General features: G+C 63.3%; 17 protein-coding genes. 9 read left to right on the top strand and 8 right to left on the bottom strand.

Going from position 1 to position 15,707, the window contains the following annotated elements; genetic code table 11:
* Positions 1–33: 33 nt before the first annotated feature.
* The 4 genes from ACXAG8_RS02065 to ACXAG8_RS02050 all read right to left on the bottom strand — a co-directional run bounded on the left by ACXAG8_RS02065 (position 34) and on the right by ACXAG8_RS02050 (position 4,187).
* Entirely contained in the window at positions 34–588 is a 555-nt protein-coding gene (locus tag ACXAG8_RS02065) for a sugar O-acetyltransferase (protein ID WP_475221738.1), read from the bottom strand.
* Positions 589–597: 9 nt separating this feature from the next.
* On the bottom strand, positions 598–1,353 hold the full coding sequence (locus tag ACXAG8_RS02060) for an SDR family NAD(P)-dependent oxidoreductase (RefSeq protein WP_475221736.1): 756 nt from the start codon (positions 1,351–1,353) through the stop codon (positions 598–600).
* 212 nt (positions 1,354–1,565) lie between these two features.
* Positions 1,566–2,816 carry a tyrosine--tRNA ligase gene (tyrS, locus tag ACXAG8_RS02055; protein ID WP_475221734.1) on the bottom strand — a complete coding sequence of 417 codons (1,251 nt, stop codon included), beginning with the start codon at positions 2,814–2,816 and terminating at the stop codon, positions 1,566–1,568.
* Positions 2,817–2,894: 78 nt separating this feature from the next.
* Positions 2,895–4,187, bottom strand: a complete 1,293-nt coding sequence (locus tag ACXAG8_RS02050) for an MFS transporter (protein WP_475221732.1) — start codon at positions 4,185–4,187, stop codon at positions 2,895–2,897.
* Between the two features lie 249 nt (positions 4,188–4,436).
* On the opposite strand from ACXAG8_RS02050, the gene ACXAG8_RS02045 reads away from it, so the two are divergent.
* The gene (locus ACXAG8_RS02045; RefSeq protein ID WP_475221730.1) at positions 4,437–5,555 is read left to right on the top strand and encodes an anhydro-N-acetylmuramic acid kinase; all 1,119 of its coding nucleotides are present in this window, start codon (positions 4,437–4,439) and stop codon (positions 5,553–5,555) included.
* Positions 5,556–5,565: 10 nt separating this feature from the next.
* Here the strand turns inward: ACXAG8_RS02045 and ACXAG8_RS02040 are convergent, their stop codons facing one another.
* Positions 5,566–5,988, bottom strand: a complete 423-nt coding sequence (locus tag ACXAG8_RS02040; protein WP_475221729.1) for a cupin domain-containing protein — start codon at positions 5,986–5,988, stop codon at positions 5,566–5,568.
* A 102-nt stretch (positions 5,989–6,090) separates the two neighbouring features.
* Between ACXAG8_RS02040 and ACXAG8_RS02035 the strand changes: the two genes are divergently transcribed.
* The 7 genes from ACXAG8_RS02035 (at position 6,091) to ACXAG8_RS02005 (ending at position 12,157) form a co-directional block, all read left to right on the top strand.
* Positions 6,091–7,509: a protein adenylyltransferase SelO gene (locus ACXAG8_RS02035; RefSeq protein ID WP_475221728.1), complete on the top strand. Its 1,419-nt coding sequence runs from the start codon at positions 6,091–6,093 to the stop codon at positions 7,507–7,509.
* Between the two features lie 151 nt (positions 7,510–7,660).
* The gene (locus tag ACXAG8_RS02030) at positions 7,661–8,365 is read left to right on the top strand and encodes an endonuclease/exonuclease/phosphatase family protein (RefSeq protein WP_475221726.1); all 705 of its coding nucleotides are present in this window, start codon (positions 7,661–7,663) and stop codon (positions 8,363–8,365) included.
* Between the two features lie 75 nt (positions 8,366–8,440).
* Positions 8,441–8,854, top strand: coding sequence for a Fur family transcriptional regulator (locus ACXAG8_RS02025; protein ID WP_475221724.1), 414 nt, complete (start codon positions 8,441–8,443; stop codon positions 8,852–8,854).
* Between the two features lie 137 nt (positions 8,855–8,991).
* A complete protein-coding gene (locus ACXAG8_RS02020; RefSeq protein WP_475221722.1) occupies positions 8,992–9,876 on the top strand; it encodes a DMT family transporter in 885 nt (294 codons plus the stop codon).
* A gap of 141 nt (positions 9,877–10,017) precedes the next feature.
* Complete coding sequence (gene eno / locus ACXAG8_RS02015; protein WP_475221721.1) at positions 10,018–11,292, top strand: phosphopyruvate hydratase; 1,275 nt, start codon at positions 10,018–10,020, stop codon at positions 11,290–11,292.
* A 46-nt stretch (positions 11,293–11,338) separates the two neighbouring features.
* Entirely contained in the window at positions 11,339–11,857 is a 519-nt protein-coding gene (locus tag ACXAG8_RS02010) for a GNAT family N-acetyltransferase (protein WP_475221719.1), read from the top strand.
* Between the two features lie 132 nt (positions 11,858–11,989).
* Positions 11,990–12,157 (top strand): hypothetical protein, encoded by a 168-nt coding sequence (locus tag ACXAG8_RS02005; protein ID WP_475221718.1) that lies wholly within the window; start codon positions 11,990–11,992, stop codon positions 12,155–12,157.
* Here ACXAG8_RS02005 and ACXAG8_RS02000 read toward each other — a convergent pair.
* The 3 genes from ACXAG8_RS02000 to mazG all read right to left on the bottom strand — a co-directional run bounded on the left by ACXAG8_RS02000 (position 12,154) and on the right by mazG (position 14,461).
* On the bottom strand, positions 12,154–12,603 hold the full coding sequence (locus ACXAG8_RS02000; protein WP_475221716.1) for a GNAT family N-acetyltransferase: 450 nt from the start codon (positions 12,601–12,603) through the stop codon (positions 12,154–12,156). The genes ACXAG8_RS02005 and ACXAG8_RS02000 overlap by 4 nt on opposite strands.
* Positions 12,600–13,541, bottom strand: coding sequence for a nucleoside hydrolase (locus ACXAG8_RS01995; RefSeq protein WP_475221714.1), 942 nt, complete (start codon positions 13,539–13,541; stop codon positions 12,600–12,602). The genes ACXAG8_RS02000 and ACXAG8_RS01995 overlap by 4 nt, the downstream gene beginning before the upstream one ends.
* Before the next feature lie 62 nt (positions 13,542–13,603).
* Positions 13,604–14,461: a nucleoside triphosphate pyrophosphohydrolase gene (gene mazG, locus ACXAG8_RS01990; RefSeq protein WP_475221712.1), complete on the bottom strand. Its 858-nt coding sequence runs from the start codon at positions 14,459–14,461 to the stop codon at positions 13,604–13,606.
* A gap of 66 nt (positions 14,462–14,527) precedes the next feature.
* On the opposite strand from mazG, the gene ACXAG8_RS01985 reads away from it, so the two are divergent.
* The gene (locus ACXAG8_RS01985; RefSeq protein WP_475221711.1) at positions 14,528–15,691 is read left to right on the top strand and encodes a M20 aminoacylase family protein; all 1,164 of its coding nucleotides are present in this window, start codon (positions 14,528–14,530) and stop codon (positions 15,689–15,691) included.
* Positions 15,692–15,707: the final 16 nt, after the last annotated feature.

The following is a 15,707-nucleotide window of genomic DNA, read 5'->3' as shown; positions in this document are numbered from 1 at the left end:
GCGGTGGGATGTTAGGGTTTTGGTAATACAGGGTTAATGGTGCGGGCGTATGGGTCGGGCGGGATTGCCGACAACGGTCGCGCCGGTCGGGACGTCTTTGGTGACGACACTGCCTGCGCCGATGATTGCGTCATCGCCGATGGTCACGCCGGGCAGGACGATGGCGCCGCCTCCGATCCAGACGTTATGTCCGATCGTGACGGGCAGGGCGATTTCCAACCCCTGTTGGCGCGCGTCCGGGTCCGTGGCGTGCTGGGCGCAGTATATGTGAACGCCCGGTCCGATCAGGGTGCGGTTTCCGACCCGGACCGCGGCAGTATCCAGGACCGTGCAGCCCGCGTTGAAGTAGACGCCATCGCCGAGATGGATGTTGATGCCATAGGCACAGTGGAACGGCGCTTCGAGAAAGCACCCTTTGCCGGTGGATGCAAACAGCGCGTGCAGGTCCGGGGCCATCGCGCCGCGCCTGTCCGGGGGGCAGGTGTTGTGCGCGTGAACGGCAAGCCGGGCGCGGGCGCGCAGGGCTTCAAGCTCGGCGTCCAGGCAGGAATACCACTGCCCGGACTGCATCTTTTCACGTTCAGACATGCGCGCAGGCTATCGCATCCGCAGGGCACCGTCGATGCGGATGACCTCGCCGTTCAGATAGCCCATTTCGACGATGAACCCGGCCAGCCGCCCGTATTCGCGCGGATCGCCCAGGCGCGCGGGGTTTGGCACATCGGCGGCAAGCTGTTGTTGTACGTCTTCGGGCAGGCCAGCCAGCATCGGGGTCATGAAAATGCCCGGCGCAATGGCCATTACGCGGATGCCGGTCGCGGCCAGGTCGCGTGCCATGGGCAGGGTCATTCCGACCACGCCCCCCTTGGACGCGGCATAGGCGGCCTGGCCTTTCTGGCCGTCAAAGGCCGCGATCGAGGCGGTGTTGATGATCACGCCCCGCGCGCCGTCGGGTTCGGGATCGTTCCCGGCCATCTCGGCGGCGGCCAGGCGCGAGACATTGAAGGTGCCGATCAGGTTGATGTCGATCGTGCGCTGGAATGCGTCCAGCGGGTGCGGGCCGTCTTTGCCGACGGTTTTGGCCCCGATGGCGATACCTGCACAGTTCACGGCAGCCGTAATCTTGCCCATCCGATCCTTGGCCAGCGCGATGGCCGACGCGACCGAGCCTTCGTCCGTGACATCGGTTTGCGCGAAATGCCCGCCGATTTCGGCGGCGACACTGGCCCCGCGTTCGGCATCGCGGTCAAGGATGGTAACCTGCGCGCCTTGCTCGGCAAAGTGGCGGGCGGTGGCCTCGCCCAGACCCGATGCGCCCCCGGTTATGACGGCTGCGGTGGTGGATAGCTGCATGGCGGGTTCCCTCTGCGTGATATGAACATGTGTTCATTTAAATCACGCCCCCCGCCGCTGTCCAGTCATGAGATGGGGCCGAAACAGGGAATTCCGGCAAAGTCTGACACGCGGCCTGGGGTGATGAAATGAATACGGGCCCGGAAACTGTCAGAGTTTCCGGGCCCGTTTGGCAGGGGGAAAGGGCGACTGACCGCCGTGGCGGTTACGCGTTACCCCAGTTGCACCAGCGCGTGGCGTTTCTTGCCCGCGCTCAGTTTGATCGGAGAGGACAAGGCGCCTGCGTCGATCATCAGGCCTGCATCGGTCAGCGGCGCGTCGTCCAGCTTGGCGCCGTTTTCCGAAATCAGGCGCTTGGCTTCTTTGCCGGACTTGGCGAGACCGGATTTCACGATCAACTGCACGATCGACATGCCATCGCCCAACTCATCCGCGCTGAGCGTGAGGGTCGGAAGGTCTCCGCCAACACCACCTTTTTCGAACACTTCGCGGGCGGTGGCCTCGGCGGTTGCGGCGGCTTCGGCCCCGTGCAGCAGGGTGGTCACCTCATTGGCGAGGCGGATTTTGGCCTCGTTGATCTCGGACCCCTGCAACGTGCCCATGCGGTCGCATTCATCCACCGGCAGTTCGGTAAAGATTTTCAGGAACCGGCCCACATCGGCGTCGGTGGTGTTGCGCCAGAACTGCCAGAATTCATATGGCGACAGCATATCGCCGTTCAGCCACACCGCGCCGCCCTGCGATTTGCCCATCTTGCGGCCATCGCTGGTGGTCAGCAGGGGCGTGGTCAGGCCATAGATCTCGTGATCCAGCACGCGGCGGGTCAGGTCGATACCGTTGACGATATTGCCCCATTGGTCGGAACCGCCCATCTGCAACACGCATTTATACCGGCGGTTCAGTTCCAGGAAGTCATAGGCCTGCAGGATCATGTAGTTGAATTCAAGGAAGCTGAGCGATTGTTCGCGGTCCAGCCGCGATTTTACCGACTCGAAGGACAGCATCCGGTTGACCGAGAAATGCCGCCCGATATCGCGCAGGAAATCGAGGTAGTTCAGGCTGTCCAGCCATTCGGCATTGTTCAGCATCAGCGCGCCGGTGTCGCTGTCATCATAGGACAGGTACTTGGCAAAGACCTTTTGCATCCCGGCGATATTGGCGTCGATCTGTTCCGGCCCCAGCAGGGGGCGTTCATCCGAGCGGAAAGACGGATCGCCCACCTTGGTGGTGCCGCCGCCCATCAGGGTGATCGGCTTGTGCCCGGTCTTTTGCAGCCAGCGCAGCACCATGATGTTCATCAGGTGACCCACATGCAGTGACTGCGCCGTGGCGTCATAGCCGATATAAGCCGTCTGCACCCCAGAGATCAGCGCGTCGTCAAGGCCCTGATAATCGGTGCAATCGGCGAGAAAGCCGCGCTCGATCATCGTGGCGATGAAATCCGATTTGGGGTGGTAGGTCATATCGTGCCCTTTGGGTTGAAGTTGCGGGGCACTGTATAGGCGGCTCACCGGTCGAGGAAAAGGCACGAAATGGCCGGGTCAGGCCGCCAGGCTTCTGTCGGGGTCGGTTCGGGGCAGGCGAAAGGCAAGGGCCATCGCCGCGACGTTCAGGGCGGCCAGGATAATGATCGGGGTGACCGGGTCATGCAGATGGGCCACCGCGCCCAGGATTGCGGCGAACACGATACCGGCCAGGCCCGCAGCGACGTCGCCGAACGCGACAAGAAAGGCGCGCTCGGCCTTTTTGGTCATCTCGATGACATAGAGGTAGCGGCCGTAGATCACGCCATTTCCGCCAAGCGACAACAGCAATATGACCAGCGTGTAAAGCCAGATGTTCTGGGCATACCCCATCAGTGTGAACGCAAGCGCCAATACTGCCGACATGGCCGAGACCAGGCATCCCAGATACATCACCGGCCGCACCGACCGCCAGCCGCTGAGCCTGCCCCAGATGACCGAGCCGATGACCACCCCGGCGCTGGCGCCAATCACGAAATAGCTGAGCGAATGCTTGGTGCCCACGTGAAACGTTGCTGCATGGATCGTATAGAACGGCATCGCCAGTTCGACCGAGATGAACAGAAGCCGGGCCAGCAGAAACTTGCGGTACCACCTATAGGTCATCCCCGTCCTGAAACCGGCGACCAGTTCGTTCAGGGGTTTGGTCCGGGTCGGGACCGGCGCGGTTCGGAGGCCGTGTTCCTCTTCGAAAATCCGGACACCGGCAAAGCTGATGCCAGCGGCAAACAGGGCCACGACGCCACACCACATGACGACGATATGGCGCTGCATCGGCTGATCGGACACCAACAGGTCCTTGGTAACCCATACCACGACAATCGCCAGAATGCCCGATATGGTCGCCTGTGCGAACAGCATCCGGTTGCGTTTCGCATCCGGTACCGAAACGCCATAGACCTGGCTGACACCCAGGCTGTTGATGCCCCGGCACAGGCCCATGACGATCGCCGTCGTCAAAAACAGAAGCACCACCAATGCCTGCGGCAATTGGGTTGCGAACAGGGCGACAAGCGCCAGAACCGCGCCGGTCAGGATGTTCGGAACGTAAACCGCCAGTTTGGCGCGGGTGATGCGGTTGATAAACGGAGACACGAATATCTCGGCAATCAGGCGGGCTCCGGTCACACATGGCAAAAGCAGGCCAGCCACAAAGGTCGGGGCCCCAAGCGCGAGGTACAGAAACGGTAGGACGAGGCGCGGATTGACCAACTGACCGCCGATCGTCGCCAGCGCTCCGGACCAGAAAATAATCTGATAGTTCCGGCCTTGGCTTTGGTCCATTGTATCCGTCGGGTCCTGCTGGGGCATCTGATGCTCTGGTCTGTCTGGTCCTTGGTCCGGTTGCGTGCGGTGCGGTGATGCTTGCCCGAAACGCCCGATGTTGCAATGCCCGCGTTTCAGGTTCGGGCGTCCGGGTGCCGAGGCAGGGCAAAGCGGCCCTCAGGGGGCGCAGGTGTTGATCCCGGGTACCGTCGCCGGAAATTCGACACGCATGACTTGCGCCGCGAGCGAAATGAGGGGCAATTTGGCCCTGCCGCACAGCAGGAGAATTTACGGGTGGTCCAGAACAATATCCGAACCGGGACAATCCGGGCGCTGGGCGCGATGTCCGGCACGTCGCTGGACGGGGTCGATACGGCCGTTGTCGAAACCGACGGGCACAGGATCATGGGGTTCGGCCCGACCGCGTATCGCGCGTATTCGCCGCAGGAACGCACCATATTGCAAGGCGCGCTTGGGCAGTGGAGCGGCGCGCAGGTGGACGCCGCGCAGGACCTTGTGACGCAGGCCCATGCCGAGGCGCTTTGCGCCTATGAGGACGTGGATCTTGTCGGATTTCACGGCCAGACGCTGGCGCATGAGCCGCGCGGGCGCGGCACGTTGCAGGTTGGCGACGGGGAATGGCTGTCTCAGGCGCTGGGTTTGCCGGTGGTCTGGGATTTCCGCAGCGATGACGTGGCGATGGGGGGCGAAGGGGCGCCGCTTGCGCCTTTTTTCCATTTCGCCTGTGCCAAGTGGATCGGGGCCGATCAGCCGGTCTGTTTCCTGAACCTGGGCGGGGTCGGGAACCTGACCTATGTGGACCCGTCCTTTGACGGGCCGGAAGAGCCCGGTGCCTTGCTGGCCTTTGATACCGGGCCGGCCAATGCCCCGGTGGATGACCTGATGCAGGCGCGGCTGGGTCTGCCGATGGACCGGGATGGCCGGGTGGCACGCGGCGGGCAGGTCGAGGCCGGGGCGCTGGAACTGTTCCTGGCCGAGCCGTTTTTTGCCCGGATGCCGCCCAAGTCGCTGGACCGGAACGACTTTTCCGAGATGATCGGCCTGGTCCGCGAACTGAGCGATTCAGATGCCGTGGCGACCCTGACCGCGATGTGTGCCGCCGGGGTGGCGCAGGGGATGGAACATTGCCCGAAGGCCCCGTCGCGGGTTCTTGTCACCGGTGGCGGACGCCGTAACCCGGTGTTGATGCAGATGCTGTCGGTTTCGCTGGATTGTCCGGTCGAGCCGGTCGAAACCGTGGGGCTGGACGGCGATATGCTAGAGGCCCAAGCCTTTGCCTATCTGGCGGTGCGCGTGGCGCGACGCCTGCCGACCTCGTGCCCCGGAACGACCGGCGTCAAGGCCCTGGTCGGGGGTGGCGTGCTCAGCTCGCCGGTTCGAAATGGCACGTAAGACCGGGTGATCAACCGTCCGGGGGGATGTCGAAACCGGGCGCGGCCAGTTCAAACCCTTCGAACAGAAACCCCGGCGACACGGTGCAACTGACCAGCGTATATGCGCCGGTGCTGTGGGCGGCCTGCCAATGGCCGCTGGGCACGATGACCTGCGGCGCGCCCTGGGCCAGGTCGGGGGTCAGCAGGTGCCGCGAGGCCGGGCCGGCATCCGTGGCGCTGGTTGCAAGGACAAGCGGCGCGCCCGCGTGGTAAAGCCAGATCTCGGTCGCGTCGACGCGGTGCCAATGGCTGCGTTCGCCCGCGCAAAGCAGGAAGTAGATGCAGGTGCCCGTCGGACGGCCGGCATTTTCGGCACGCCAGGTTTCGGCAAACCAGCCGCCTTCGGGGTGACGCCTGAGGTTGAGCCGGTCGATGATCTCTTGCGCGGTCATGTGGTCCTGTGATCCTCGGGCTGGAAAGGGGTGGGTGCGATTATGCCGGGGATGGGCCGCATCCGCTATGGCAATTGCGGGAACAGGTCATATGTTTGCCCCATGACCCTGACGATCCCTTTTGACAATTCCTATGCCCGCCTGCCGGATGGCTTTTTTGCCCGCCAGGCCCCCGAGCCGGTGCGCGCGCCGGCGCTGATTGCCTTCAATACCGACCTGGCGCGATTGCTGAACATCTCGCCCGGCGAGGCGCAAGAGATGGCGCAGGCCTTTTCCGGCAACCACCTGCCAGAAGGCGCAGACCCGCTGGCGCAGCTGTATTCGGGGCATCAGTTCGGTCATTACAACCCGCAATTGGGCGACGGGCGCGCGGTGCTTTTGGGCGAAACCGTCGGGGCCGACGGGGTTCGGCGCGACATACAGCTCAAGGGATCGGGCCGCACGCCCTTTTCCCGGCAGGGTGACGGGCGGGCGTGGCTGGGACCTGTCCTGCGCGAATACGTGGTGTCCGAGGCGATGCACGGGCTGGGGATACCGACGACGCGCGCATTGGCAGCTGTCGAAACCGGCGAGACGGTTTTGCGCGAAGGTCCGATGCCCGGCGCGGTGCTGACCCGCGTGGCGCAAAGCCATCTGCGCGTGGGGACATTCCAAGTCTTCGCGTCGCGGGGCCAGACCGACAGCCTGCGCCGCCTGACCGAATACGCGCTGCATCGGCATTATCCCCAGGCCGGTGGTCCGATGGGGCTGTTGCGGGCGGTGCGTGACGCCCAGGCCGCCTTGATCGCGGGCTGGATGAGCGTGGGCTTCATCCACGGGGTGATGAACACAGACAATTGTTCCGTCGCAGGCGAGACCATAGATTACGGCCCCTGTGCGTTCATGGACACCTATCACCCCAACACTGTCTACAGTTCGATTGACCGGATGGGGCGCTATGCCTATTCGAACCAGCCCGAGATTGCGGTTTGGAATATTGCGCAACTTGCGACCGCGCTGATCCAGCAGATGGATGACAAGGACGTAGCCGTGGAAGAGGCAACCGAAATCGTTCACGCGATGCCGGAGCTGATGCAAAACCACTGGCTGGACAGGTTCCGCGCCAAGATCGGGCTGGCGAGTGCGGAACAGGGTGATTTGCAGCTGATCTCGGACTTGCTGACGCGGATGGCGCAGAACCAGGCCGATTTCACCAACACGTTTCGCGCGCTGGGCACGGGTGCGGCCCGCGACCAGTTCACCGACCCGCAAGCCTTTGATATCTGGCAGGATGGCTGGCAAGCGCGCCTGCAGCGCGAGGCCTCGGCCCCGTCCGTCATGGCTGCGGCGAACCCGGCCTATATCCCGCGCAATCACCGGGTCGAGCAGATGATCCAGGCCGCGGTTCAGGGCGATTTTGCCCCGTTTCACAGGCTGAACGCGGTTCTGGCGGCCCCTTATCAGGAACAGGCCGGGTGTTCGGACCTGGCGCGCGCGCCCAGCGAAGCCGAGGTGGTGCACGCAACCTTTTGCGGCACATGATCCAGCGGTCGTTCCAAAGCCGCCGCGCAAGCGGTGAACGGGCGCCTGCGTCAGGCGCCGGGTGCCGCAATTGCGCGTGTTCCCATGGGTTCGGGGTTGCCATGAGGGGCGCAGACAACAATTCTGGGTCGCGAACAACCCGTGGACCGTTATGACCCAGACGTCGCACCTGCGCATTGCCAGCTACAACATCCAGAAATGTGTCGGGCTGGACTTTCGGCGGCAACCGCAACGCATTCTTCAGGTGCTGGACCGGTTGCAGGCCGATATCGTCGTGCTGCAAGAGGCCGACAAGCGCCTGCCGCCCCGGCCTGCGGCGCTGCCTGCTTTCATGCTGCTTGAGGCCGGGTGGCAGGTCGTTGACCTGGGCGGCGCGGGCAGTCTGGGCTGGCACGGCAATGCCGTGATCTGGCGCGGCGCGGACATCCGGGTTCACGAGGTCGGGCATCACGACTTGCCGGGGTTCGAACCGCGCGGTGCCGTGCGCGTCGAATTCGAGACCCGCATCGGCGCCTTGCGGGTCATGGGCATGCATCTGGGCCTGTTGCCAGCGTCGCGTCGACGTCAGATCACCCATATCCGCCAGGATGGCAGTGGCCTGTCGGACATGCCGACAGTCTGGGCCGGAGATTTCAACGAATGGTCGCGCCAACCGGTGCTGGACCATCTTGCGCCCGAAATGCGGTTTCTGCCGCCGATGCCCAGCTTTCCGGCGGCGCAACCGCTGGGCGCGCTGGACCGGATCGCGCTGGGCGCGGGGCTCGAAGCGGTCGGTCACGGCGTGCATGACGAACGCCCGGCCCATATCGCCTCGGACCATCTGCCGGTCTGGGCCGACCTGCGCCGCGCCGCATGACAAAGTCGAAATCCGCTGTGGCGCAGTCGGCGCAGACATATTATGACGGAAACCCGAAGAACCGTGGGGGGCACCATGTCGGATACCATCATCGCGCGCTGCGAGGCCAAGGGCCTGCGTATGACCGGCCAGCGCCGGACCATTGCGCAGGTCTTGCAGCAAAGCGATGACCACCCCGATGTCGAGGAATTGTATGCCCGCGCGTCCTCGCTCGATTCGGGGATCTCGATTGCCACGGTCTATCGCACCGTCAAACTGTTCGAAGAGGCCGGGATTCTGGAACGCCTTGAATTTGGCGACGGGCGTGCGCGGTACGAAGATGCCGAGCGTGACCACCACGATCACCTGATCGACATGCAATCAGGCAAGGTGATCGAATTCGTCGACCCCGAGATCGAGGCGCTGCAGGAAAAGATTGCCGCCAAGCTGGGATACGAGCTGAAAGGGCATCGGCTGGAGCTGTATGGCGTGCCGCGCAAGCGCGACTGACCCATCAGCATCCGCGATTGGGTGCCCAACGGCATTTCATCAATCCGCGTCGGATAGGGCTTGCCAGACAGCAGGGCATGCGGTTTCAGTGCGCATGCAGGCGGGCCTTTCAGACGCCTGGATCAACGGACGCGCATATGAACAACGTAAACGGCATCTTGCTGGTCATCGGGTCGATGGCCGCTTTTACGCTTGAGGACATGTTCATCAAGCACCTGTCGGCAACCGTGCCGACCGGGCAGATCATGGCCGTTCTGGGCCTGGTCTGCGCGCTTGTCTTTGCCGCACTGGCCCTAGCGACGCGCAAACGCATGTTCGACCCGGCCGCCTGGCGCCCGCTGCCCTTGCTGCGCGCGGGCACCGAGGCAATCGGCGCGCTGAGCTTCGTGACCGCCCTGTCGCTGGTGGACCTGTCGACGGTGGCGGCGGTATTTCAGGCCATGCCGCTGGTCGTGACGATGGGGGCCGCCCTGTTTCTGCGCGAACAGGTCGGGTGGCGCCGCTGGAGCGCAATCGGCGTCGGTTTCATCGGCGTTCTGATGATCATCCGCCCCGGCCTGGATGGGTTTCGCCCCGAGGCGCTGTTCGTGGTTGCCAGTGTCATTGCCATTGCCGCGCGCGACCTGATCACGCGCCGCCTGGAGGCCCGCGTCGCCTCGGCCGTTGTGGCAATGCAGGCCTATGTGGCGGTGGCGCTGGCCGGGGCCATCCTGATGGCCGTGACCGCGCAGCCGATCACCCCGATGCAACCGGGTCAGTTCGGCCCCTATACGGGCGCTGTGGTGTTTGGGGTCCTGGGGTATTTCGGCATCGTGACCGCCATGCGGGTGGGCGAGGCCTCGGCCCTGACGCCTTTTCGGTATACGCGCCTTTTGTTCTCGATCCTGGCGGGGATGTGGATGTTCAACGAACGGCCTGATCACATGACCCTGATCGGGGCCTCGCTGATCATCGGGTCCGGCATGTACACGTTCATTCGTGAACAGCGGCTGGCGCGCAGGCTGGCCATGGCCGCGGCCTGATCGGCACCTTTTGGCGCAATCATCGCCCGGTTGGGCCGGCCGTCACCGCGTTTTGCGTGTTAGCGATAACAGAAGCGGTTTACTTTTCGGCGCGTGCTGCTATGAGGCATGCAACCGAATGTATCTGTAGGGGCATCCAACATGAGCACCATCATCGACATCCACGCACGCGAAATCCTGGACAGCCGGGGCAACCCGACCGTCGAAGTCGACGTGATCCTGGAGGACGGAACGATGGGCCGCGCGGCGGTACCCTCGGGTGCGTCGACCGGTGCCTATGAAGCCGTCGAAAAGCGCGACAACGATTCCGAGCGTTACCTGGGCAAGGGCGTGCTTGAGGCGGTCGCCGCCGTGAATGGCGAAATCGCCGAAGAGCTGGCGGGTTTTGACGCGACCGAGCAGGTCGCGATCGACGCCGCCATGATCGAGCTGGACGGGACCGAGAACAAAGGCCGCCTGGGCGCCAATGCCATCCTGGGCGTGTCGCTGGCGGCGGCCAAGGCTGCGGCGGATTTCACGACCCAGCCGCTCTATCGCTATGTGGGCGGGACCTCGGCGCGGGTGCTGCCGGTTCCGATGATGAATATCATCAACGGCGGCGAACATGCCGACAACCCGATCGACATTCAGGAATTCATGATCATGCCGGTCGCGGCCAGCAACATCCGCGATGCGGTCCGCATGGGGTCCGAGGTGTTCCACACGCTGAAAAAGGAACTGTCAGCCGCCGGCCTGGCCACCGGGGTGGGCGACGAGGGCGGTTTTGCGCCCAATATCGCCAGCACCCGCGAGGCCCTGGATTTCATCCTGAAATCCATCGAAAAGGCAGGTTACAAGCCGGGTGACGAGATCCATCTGGCGTTGGATTGCGCGGCGACCGAATATTACAAGGACGGCAAATATGTCCTGTCGGGTGAGGGCAAGACCCTGACATCCGAGGAAAACGCCGATTACCTGGCCGCCCTGGTCAACGACTATCCGATCATCTCGATCGAGGACGGCATGTCGGAAGACGACTGGGACGGCTGGAAGGCGCTGACCGACGCCATCGGCGACAAGGTGCAACTGGTGGGTGACGACCTGTTCGTGACCAACCCCGCACGCCTTGCAACCGGGATCAAGCGCGGGTGCGCCAACTCGATGCTGGTCAAGGTGAACCAGATCGGGTCGCTGACCGAGACCCTACGCGCGGTCGATATGGCCCACCGTGCCGGATACACCAACGTGATGTCGCACCGCTCGGGCGAGACCGAGGATGCCACCATCGCAGACCTGGCCGTGGCCACCAATTGCGGGCAGATCAAAACCGGCTCGTTGGCGCGGTCGGACCGGTTGGCCAAGTACAACCAGTTGATCCGTATCGAAGAAAGCCTGGGCGAAATCGCCGAATACGCAGGTCGATCGATCCTTCGCTGAGCGAAGTGTTCATGCTATAGTCATCGCCGCGACCAAGGGAACGGCGATGCTTGCCATCATAGAACCGGAAACACCGCAACAGTTTGATGATGTCAGGCAGTTGTGCTGGGAATACAGGGATTTCCTGATCGGGCTGGGCGGGAAAAGCGCGCAGGTCTGTCTGCGTGCCTATCCGCATGACCAGTATGACGCCTTGATGCAGACGCTTGAGACCTATCACGCCCGGCCTGATGGCGGGTTGCGGCTTGCGATATACCGCGGTGAACCGGTCGGCTGCGGAATGTTCCAGAAATTCGATCCGGACACTGCAGAGATAAAACGCGTCTTTGTCCGCGAATCCGCGCGCGGTACGGGTGCGGGCCGGGGCATCATGAATGCGCTGATTCGCGATTGCCGGGACCGTGGCTATGACCGGATTCTGATGGATACCGGCAAGATCCTGACGGCCGCACGCGGGCTGTACAGTTCGCTGGGGTTTGCACAGCGCGGCCCCTATCAGGAATTTCACAAGAACGCGTTCAACCTGCTGACTTATTTCGAGATGGACCTCAGGGCCTCTCCGTAAGTCCGGCCGGGGCTGTGCCCTGCAAAAAGAATGTCAATAAAATATGCATAACGCCCGATATGTGTGAACTAGTTACTGGTTCCCCAGCGGGCCGCCCCGTATTGTTGAGAAATTCAGCAAAAGGGGGATGTCATGCAAAAGCGTATTACCTTGACTGCTATGGCCGCAATTGTCGCGGGTTTCCTGTCAGCCTGTGCGCAGGAAAACACCTATCCGATATCCGGGGACCCGGTATCGTCGGACGATCCGGTTCAAGAGATGTATAACCCAAGCCTGATCTTTAGGGGCGAGTGGCGCTAGAGCTTCTTGCTCATCAGCATGTAACGCTCGCGCGCCTCGAACCCGGTCCGCAGATACAGTTTCTGCGCGGCCTCGTTGGTTCGGTCGACCTCAAGATGCAGCGCCGTCAAACCGGCACCGGCAAGGGCCTTGGGCAGGTCCAGAAGGACCTCGGTCGCGATTCCGCGGCCCCGGATGGCGGGGCGGATGTAGATTTCATCGACAAAGGCATCCATGCCGCCGAATTCGACAGACCACCCGAAGGTCAGGATCAGATAGCCCAGCGGCGCGCGCGACGGGCCGATCAGGTAGACACAGCCATGCGGGATACCCTGCAACAAGGGCAACAAGGCGTCGCGCCGCTTGTCGCTGTCCTGCGCGATCCCGGCCTCGGTGTGAAACGCCGCCACAAGGCTCATCAGGCGGTCCAGGTCATCGGGGCGGGCCAGTCGAAGGGATGCGCTCATAGCCGGGCCAGCCTTTCCGACAGCAGGTCAAAGAAGCCGTCCGCGTCCAAATCGCCGATGAACATCGCGTTGGGCGGGCGGTCAGTCACGCCCCACCAGTCGGCGACTGTCATGCCCAGGGTCAGTTCGGACCCGGTTTCGATCTCGACATTGACGTGACGGCCCGAAAACAGCGCGGGCCGTATCAGATAGGCCGTCACGCAAGGGTCGTGCAGCGGCGCGCCCGAACTGCCGTATTTGGTCTTGTCGAACCGTTCAAAGAAATCGGTCATCTCGGCCACGGCGATGCCGACCTTGCTGCCCAATGCGCGAAAGGCGTCGTTGCGCGGTTTCGTGACAAGCGCCTTGTGGGTGACGTCCAGCGGCATCACCACAATGGGAACTTTGGATTTGAACACGATATCAGCGGCTTCGGGGTCGACGTAGATGTTGAACTCTGCCGCCGGGGTGATGTTTCCGACCTCGAAATACGCGCCGCCCATCAGCACGATTTCCTGAACCCGGTCGACAATGTCGGGCGCTTTGAGGAAGGCGGATGCAATATTGGTCAGCGGGCCCAGCGGGCACAGCGTGACGGTTCCGGGATCATGGGCGCGCAGGGTGTCGATGATGAAGTCGACGGCGTGGCCGTCGGTCAGCGGCATCTGCGGGTCGGGCAGAACCGGGCCATCAAGCCCTGTCTTGCCATGCACATGCTCGGCCGTGATCAGAGGGCGGCGCAGGGGGCGGTCACATCCGGCATGGACCGGTACATCTGTATGACCGGCCAGTTCGCAGACGATGCGCGCGTTCTTGGCCGTCAGTTCCAGCGGCACGTTCCCGGCAACAGCCGTGATGCCCAGCACGTCGATCTCGTCGGGGCTGGCAAGCGCCAGCAGGATGGCCACGGCGTCGTCCTGACCGGGATCGGTGTCGATGATGATCTTGCGCGGTGCCATGGGTGCCTCTTGTCTGTGCGAAGCCGGACACTGGCAAGTGCCGCCAGTCTTGTCCAGTTGTTTCAGGCGCCGCTGGCGGTATCGACCGGCGGGAGTTTGCCGTTGGCGCGGTGTTCCTCGGTCTTCACCTCGTCCCACAGCGCGTCCATCTCGGCCAGATCGCTTTGCGCGGGCGTTTTGCCGCGCGCCGCCAGCCGGGATTCAACCTGTTCAAAGCGGCGGGTGAACTTGGCATTGGCGCGGCGCAGGGCGGCCTCGGGCTCGATGCCCAAATGGCGGCCCAGATTGACGATGACGAACAGCAGGTCGCCGAACTCGTCCTCAAGCGCGTCGGCATCCATGCTGTCGCGGGCCTCTTCCAGTTCGGCGGCTTCTTCGGTGATCTTGGCCAGCACATGGCTGGCATCGGGCCAGTCAAAGCCGACGCGCGCGGCGCGTTTCTGCAGCTTGTGGGCGCGCAGCAGGGCGGGCAGGTTGGCGGCCACGCCGTCCAGCGCGCCTTTTTGTTCCTTGCCTGCGCGTTCGGCGGCTTTGATCGCCTCCCAATCCACGGTTTGCTGCTCGGCCGATTTGTCGCGGGATTCGTCGCCGAACACATGCGGGTGGCGGGAAACCATCTTGTCGGACATGGTGCGCACCACGTCCTGAAAGGTGAAATGCCCAGCCTCGTCAGCCATCTGCGCGTGAAAGACCGATTGGAACAGCAGGTCGCCCAGCTCTCCTTTCAGTTCATCCCAGGCCTTGCGCTCGATGGCGTCGGCGACCTCATAGGCTTCTTCGATCGTATAGGGGGCGATGGTGGCGAAATCCTGTTCGATATCCCACGGGCAGCCCGATTGCGGGTCGCGCAGGCGGCGCATAATTTCCAGCAGACGTTCGATTCCGGCGTCTGGATCATGGATCAGCGTGTTTTCTGCCATTGCGAAGCCCCTTTTTCCGGTGTCTGATGCAGACATCCCGCAGTCCCGATCAGGAGTCCACCCCATATGCCCGTCGTGAACCGAATTGCCGATTTCGCCGCCGACATGGCCCGGTGGCGCCAGCACCTGCATACGATCCCTGAGCTTGAGTTCGAATGTTACGAGACCGCCGCCTTTGTGGCCGAGCGTCTGCGCGAGTTCGGGGTGGATGAACTGCATGAAGGGATTGCCAAGACCGGTATGGTCGCGATCATCAACGGGCAGGGCGACGGGCCGACAATCGGGTTGCGCGCCGATATGGACGCGCTGCCGATTACCGAGGAAACGGGTGTGGATTACGCGTCAAAGAACCCCGGCAAGATGCATGCCTGCGGTCATGACGGCCATACCACGATGCTGCTGGGGGCTGCGCGCTATTTGGCAGAAACACGGAATTTCGCGGGCCGCGTGGCGCTGATCTTTCAACCGGCCGAGGAAGAGGGCGGCGGCGCGGGCGTGATGGTCCAAGAGGGCATCATGGAGCGGTTCGGCATCTCTCAGGTCTATGGCATCCACAACACGCCGGGGCGGCCCGAGGGCAGTTTCCAGACCACGCCGGGGCCGATCATGGCGGCGGTCGATACGTTCGAAATCCATGTGCAGGGCGTCGGCGGCCACGGGGCAATGCCGCATGAAACCCGCGACCCGGTCATGGCGGCCTGCGGTATGGCGCAGGCTTTGCAGACCATTGTCAGCCGCAACAATTACGCGCTGGACGACCTTGTCGTGTCGGTCACGCAGATCCATGCCGGGACCGTGAACAATGTCATTCCCGACACCGCCTATCTGAACGGCACGGTGCGCACCTTTGACCCGGCGGTGCAACAGATGGTGCGCGAACGGATGGCGCAGATCGTCGAGGGGCAGGCGGCGTCCTACGGGGTGACGGCGCGGCTGGATTACGAGGTTGGCTATCCCGCAACGATCAACGATCCCGAAAGCACGGCTTTTGCCGCAGAGACCGCGCGCGAGGTATCCGGGGCCGACCGGGTGACTGACCGGGCCGGGCGCGAAATGGGCGCCGAGGATTTCTCGTACATGTTGCAGGCACGGCCCGGCGCCTATCTGTTCCTGGGCCAGGGCGACGGCGCGGGCCTGCATCATCCCAAATACAACTTCAATGACGATATCGCCCCCGTCGGCGCGTCCTTCTTTGCCCGGATCGTCGAACGGGCACAGCCGGTCGGCTGAGGGCGAGCACAACAGG

This window comes from Ruegeria sp. ABD4_443, assembly GCF_056160865.1.
Note: the sequence above shows the minus strand (reverse complement) of the source record. Positions and strands in the feature narration are given on the sequence as shown.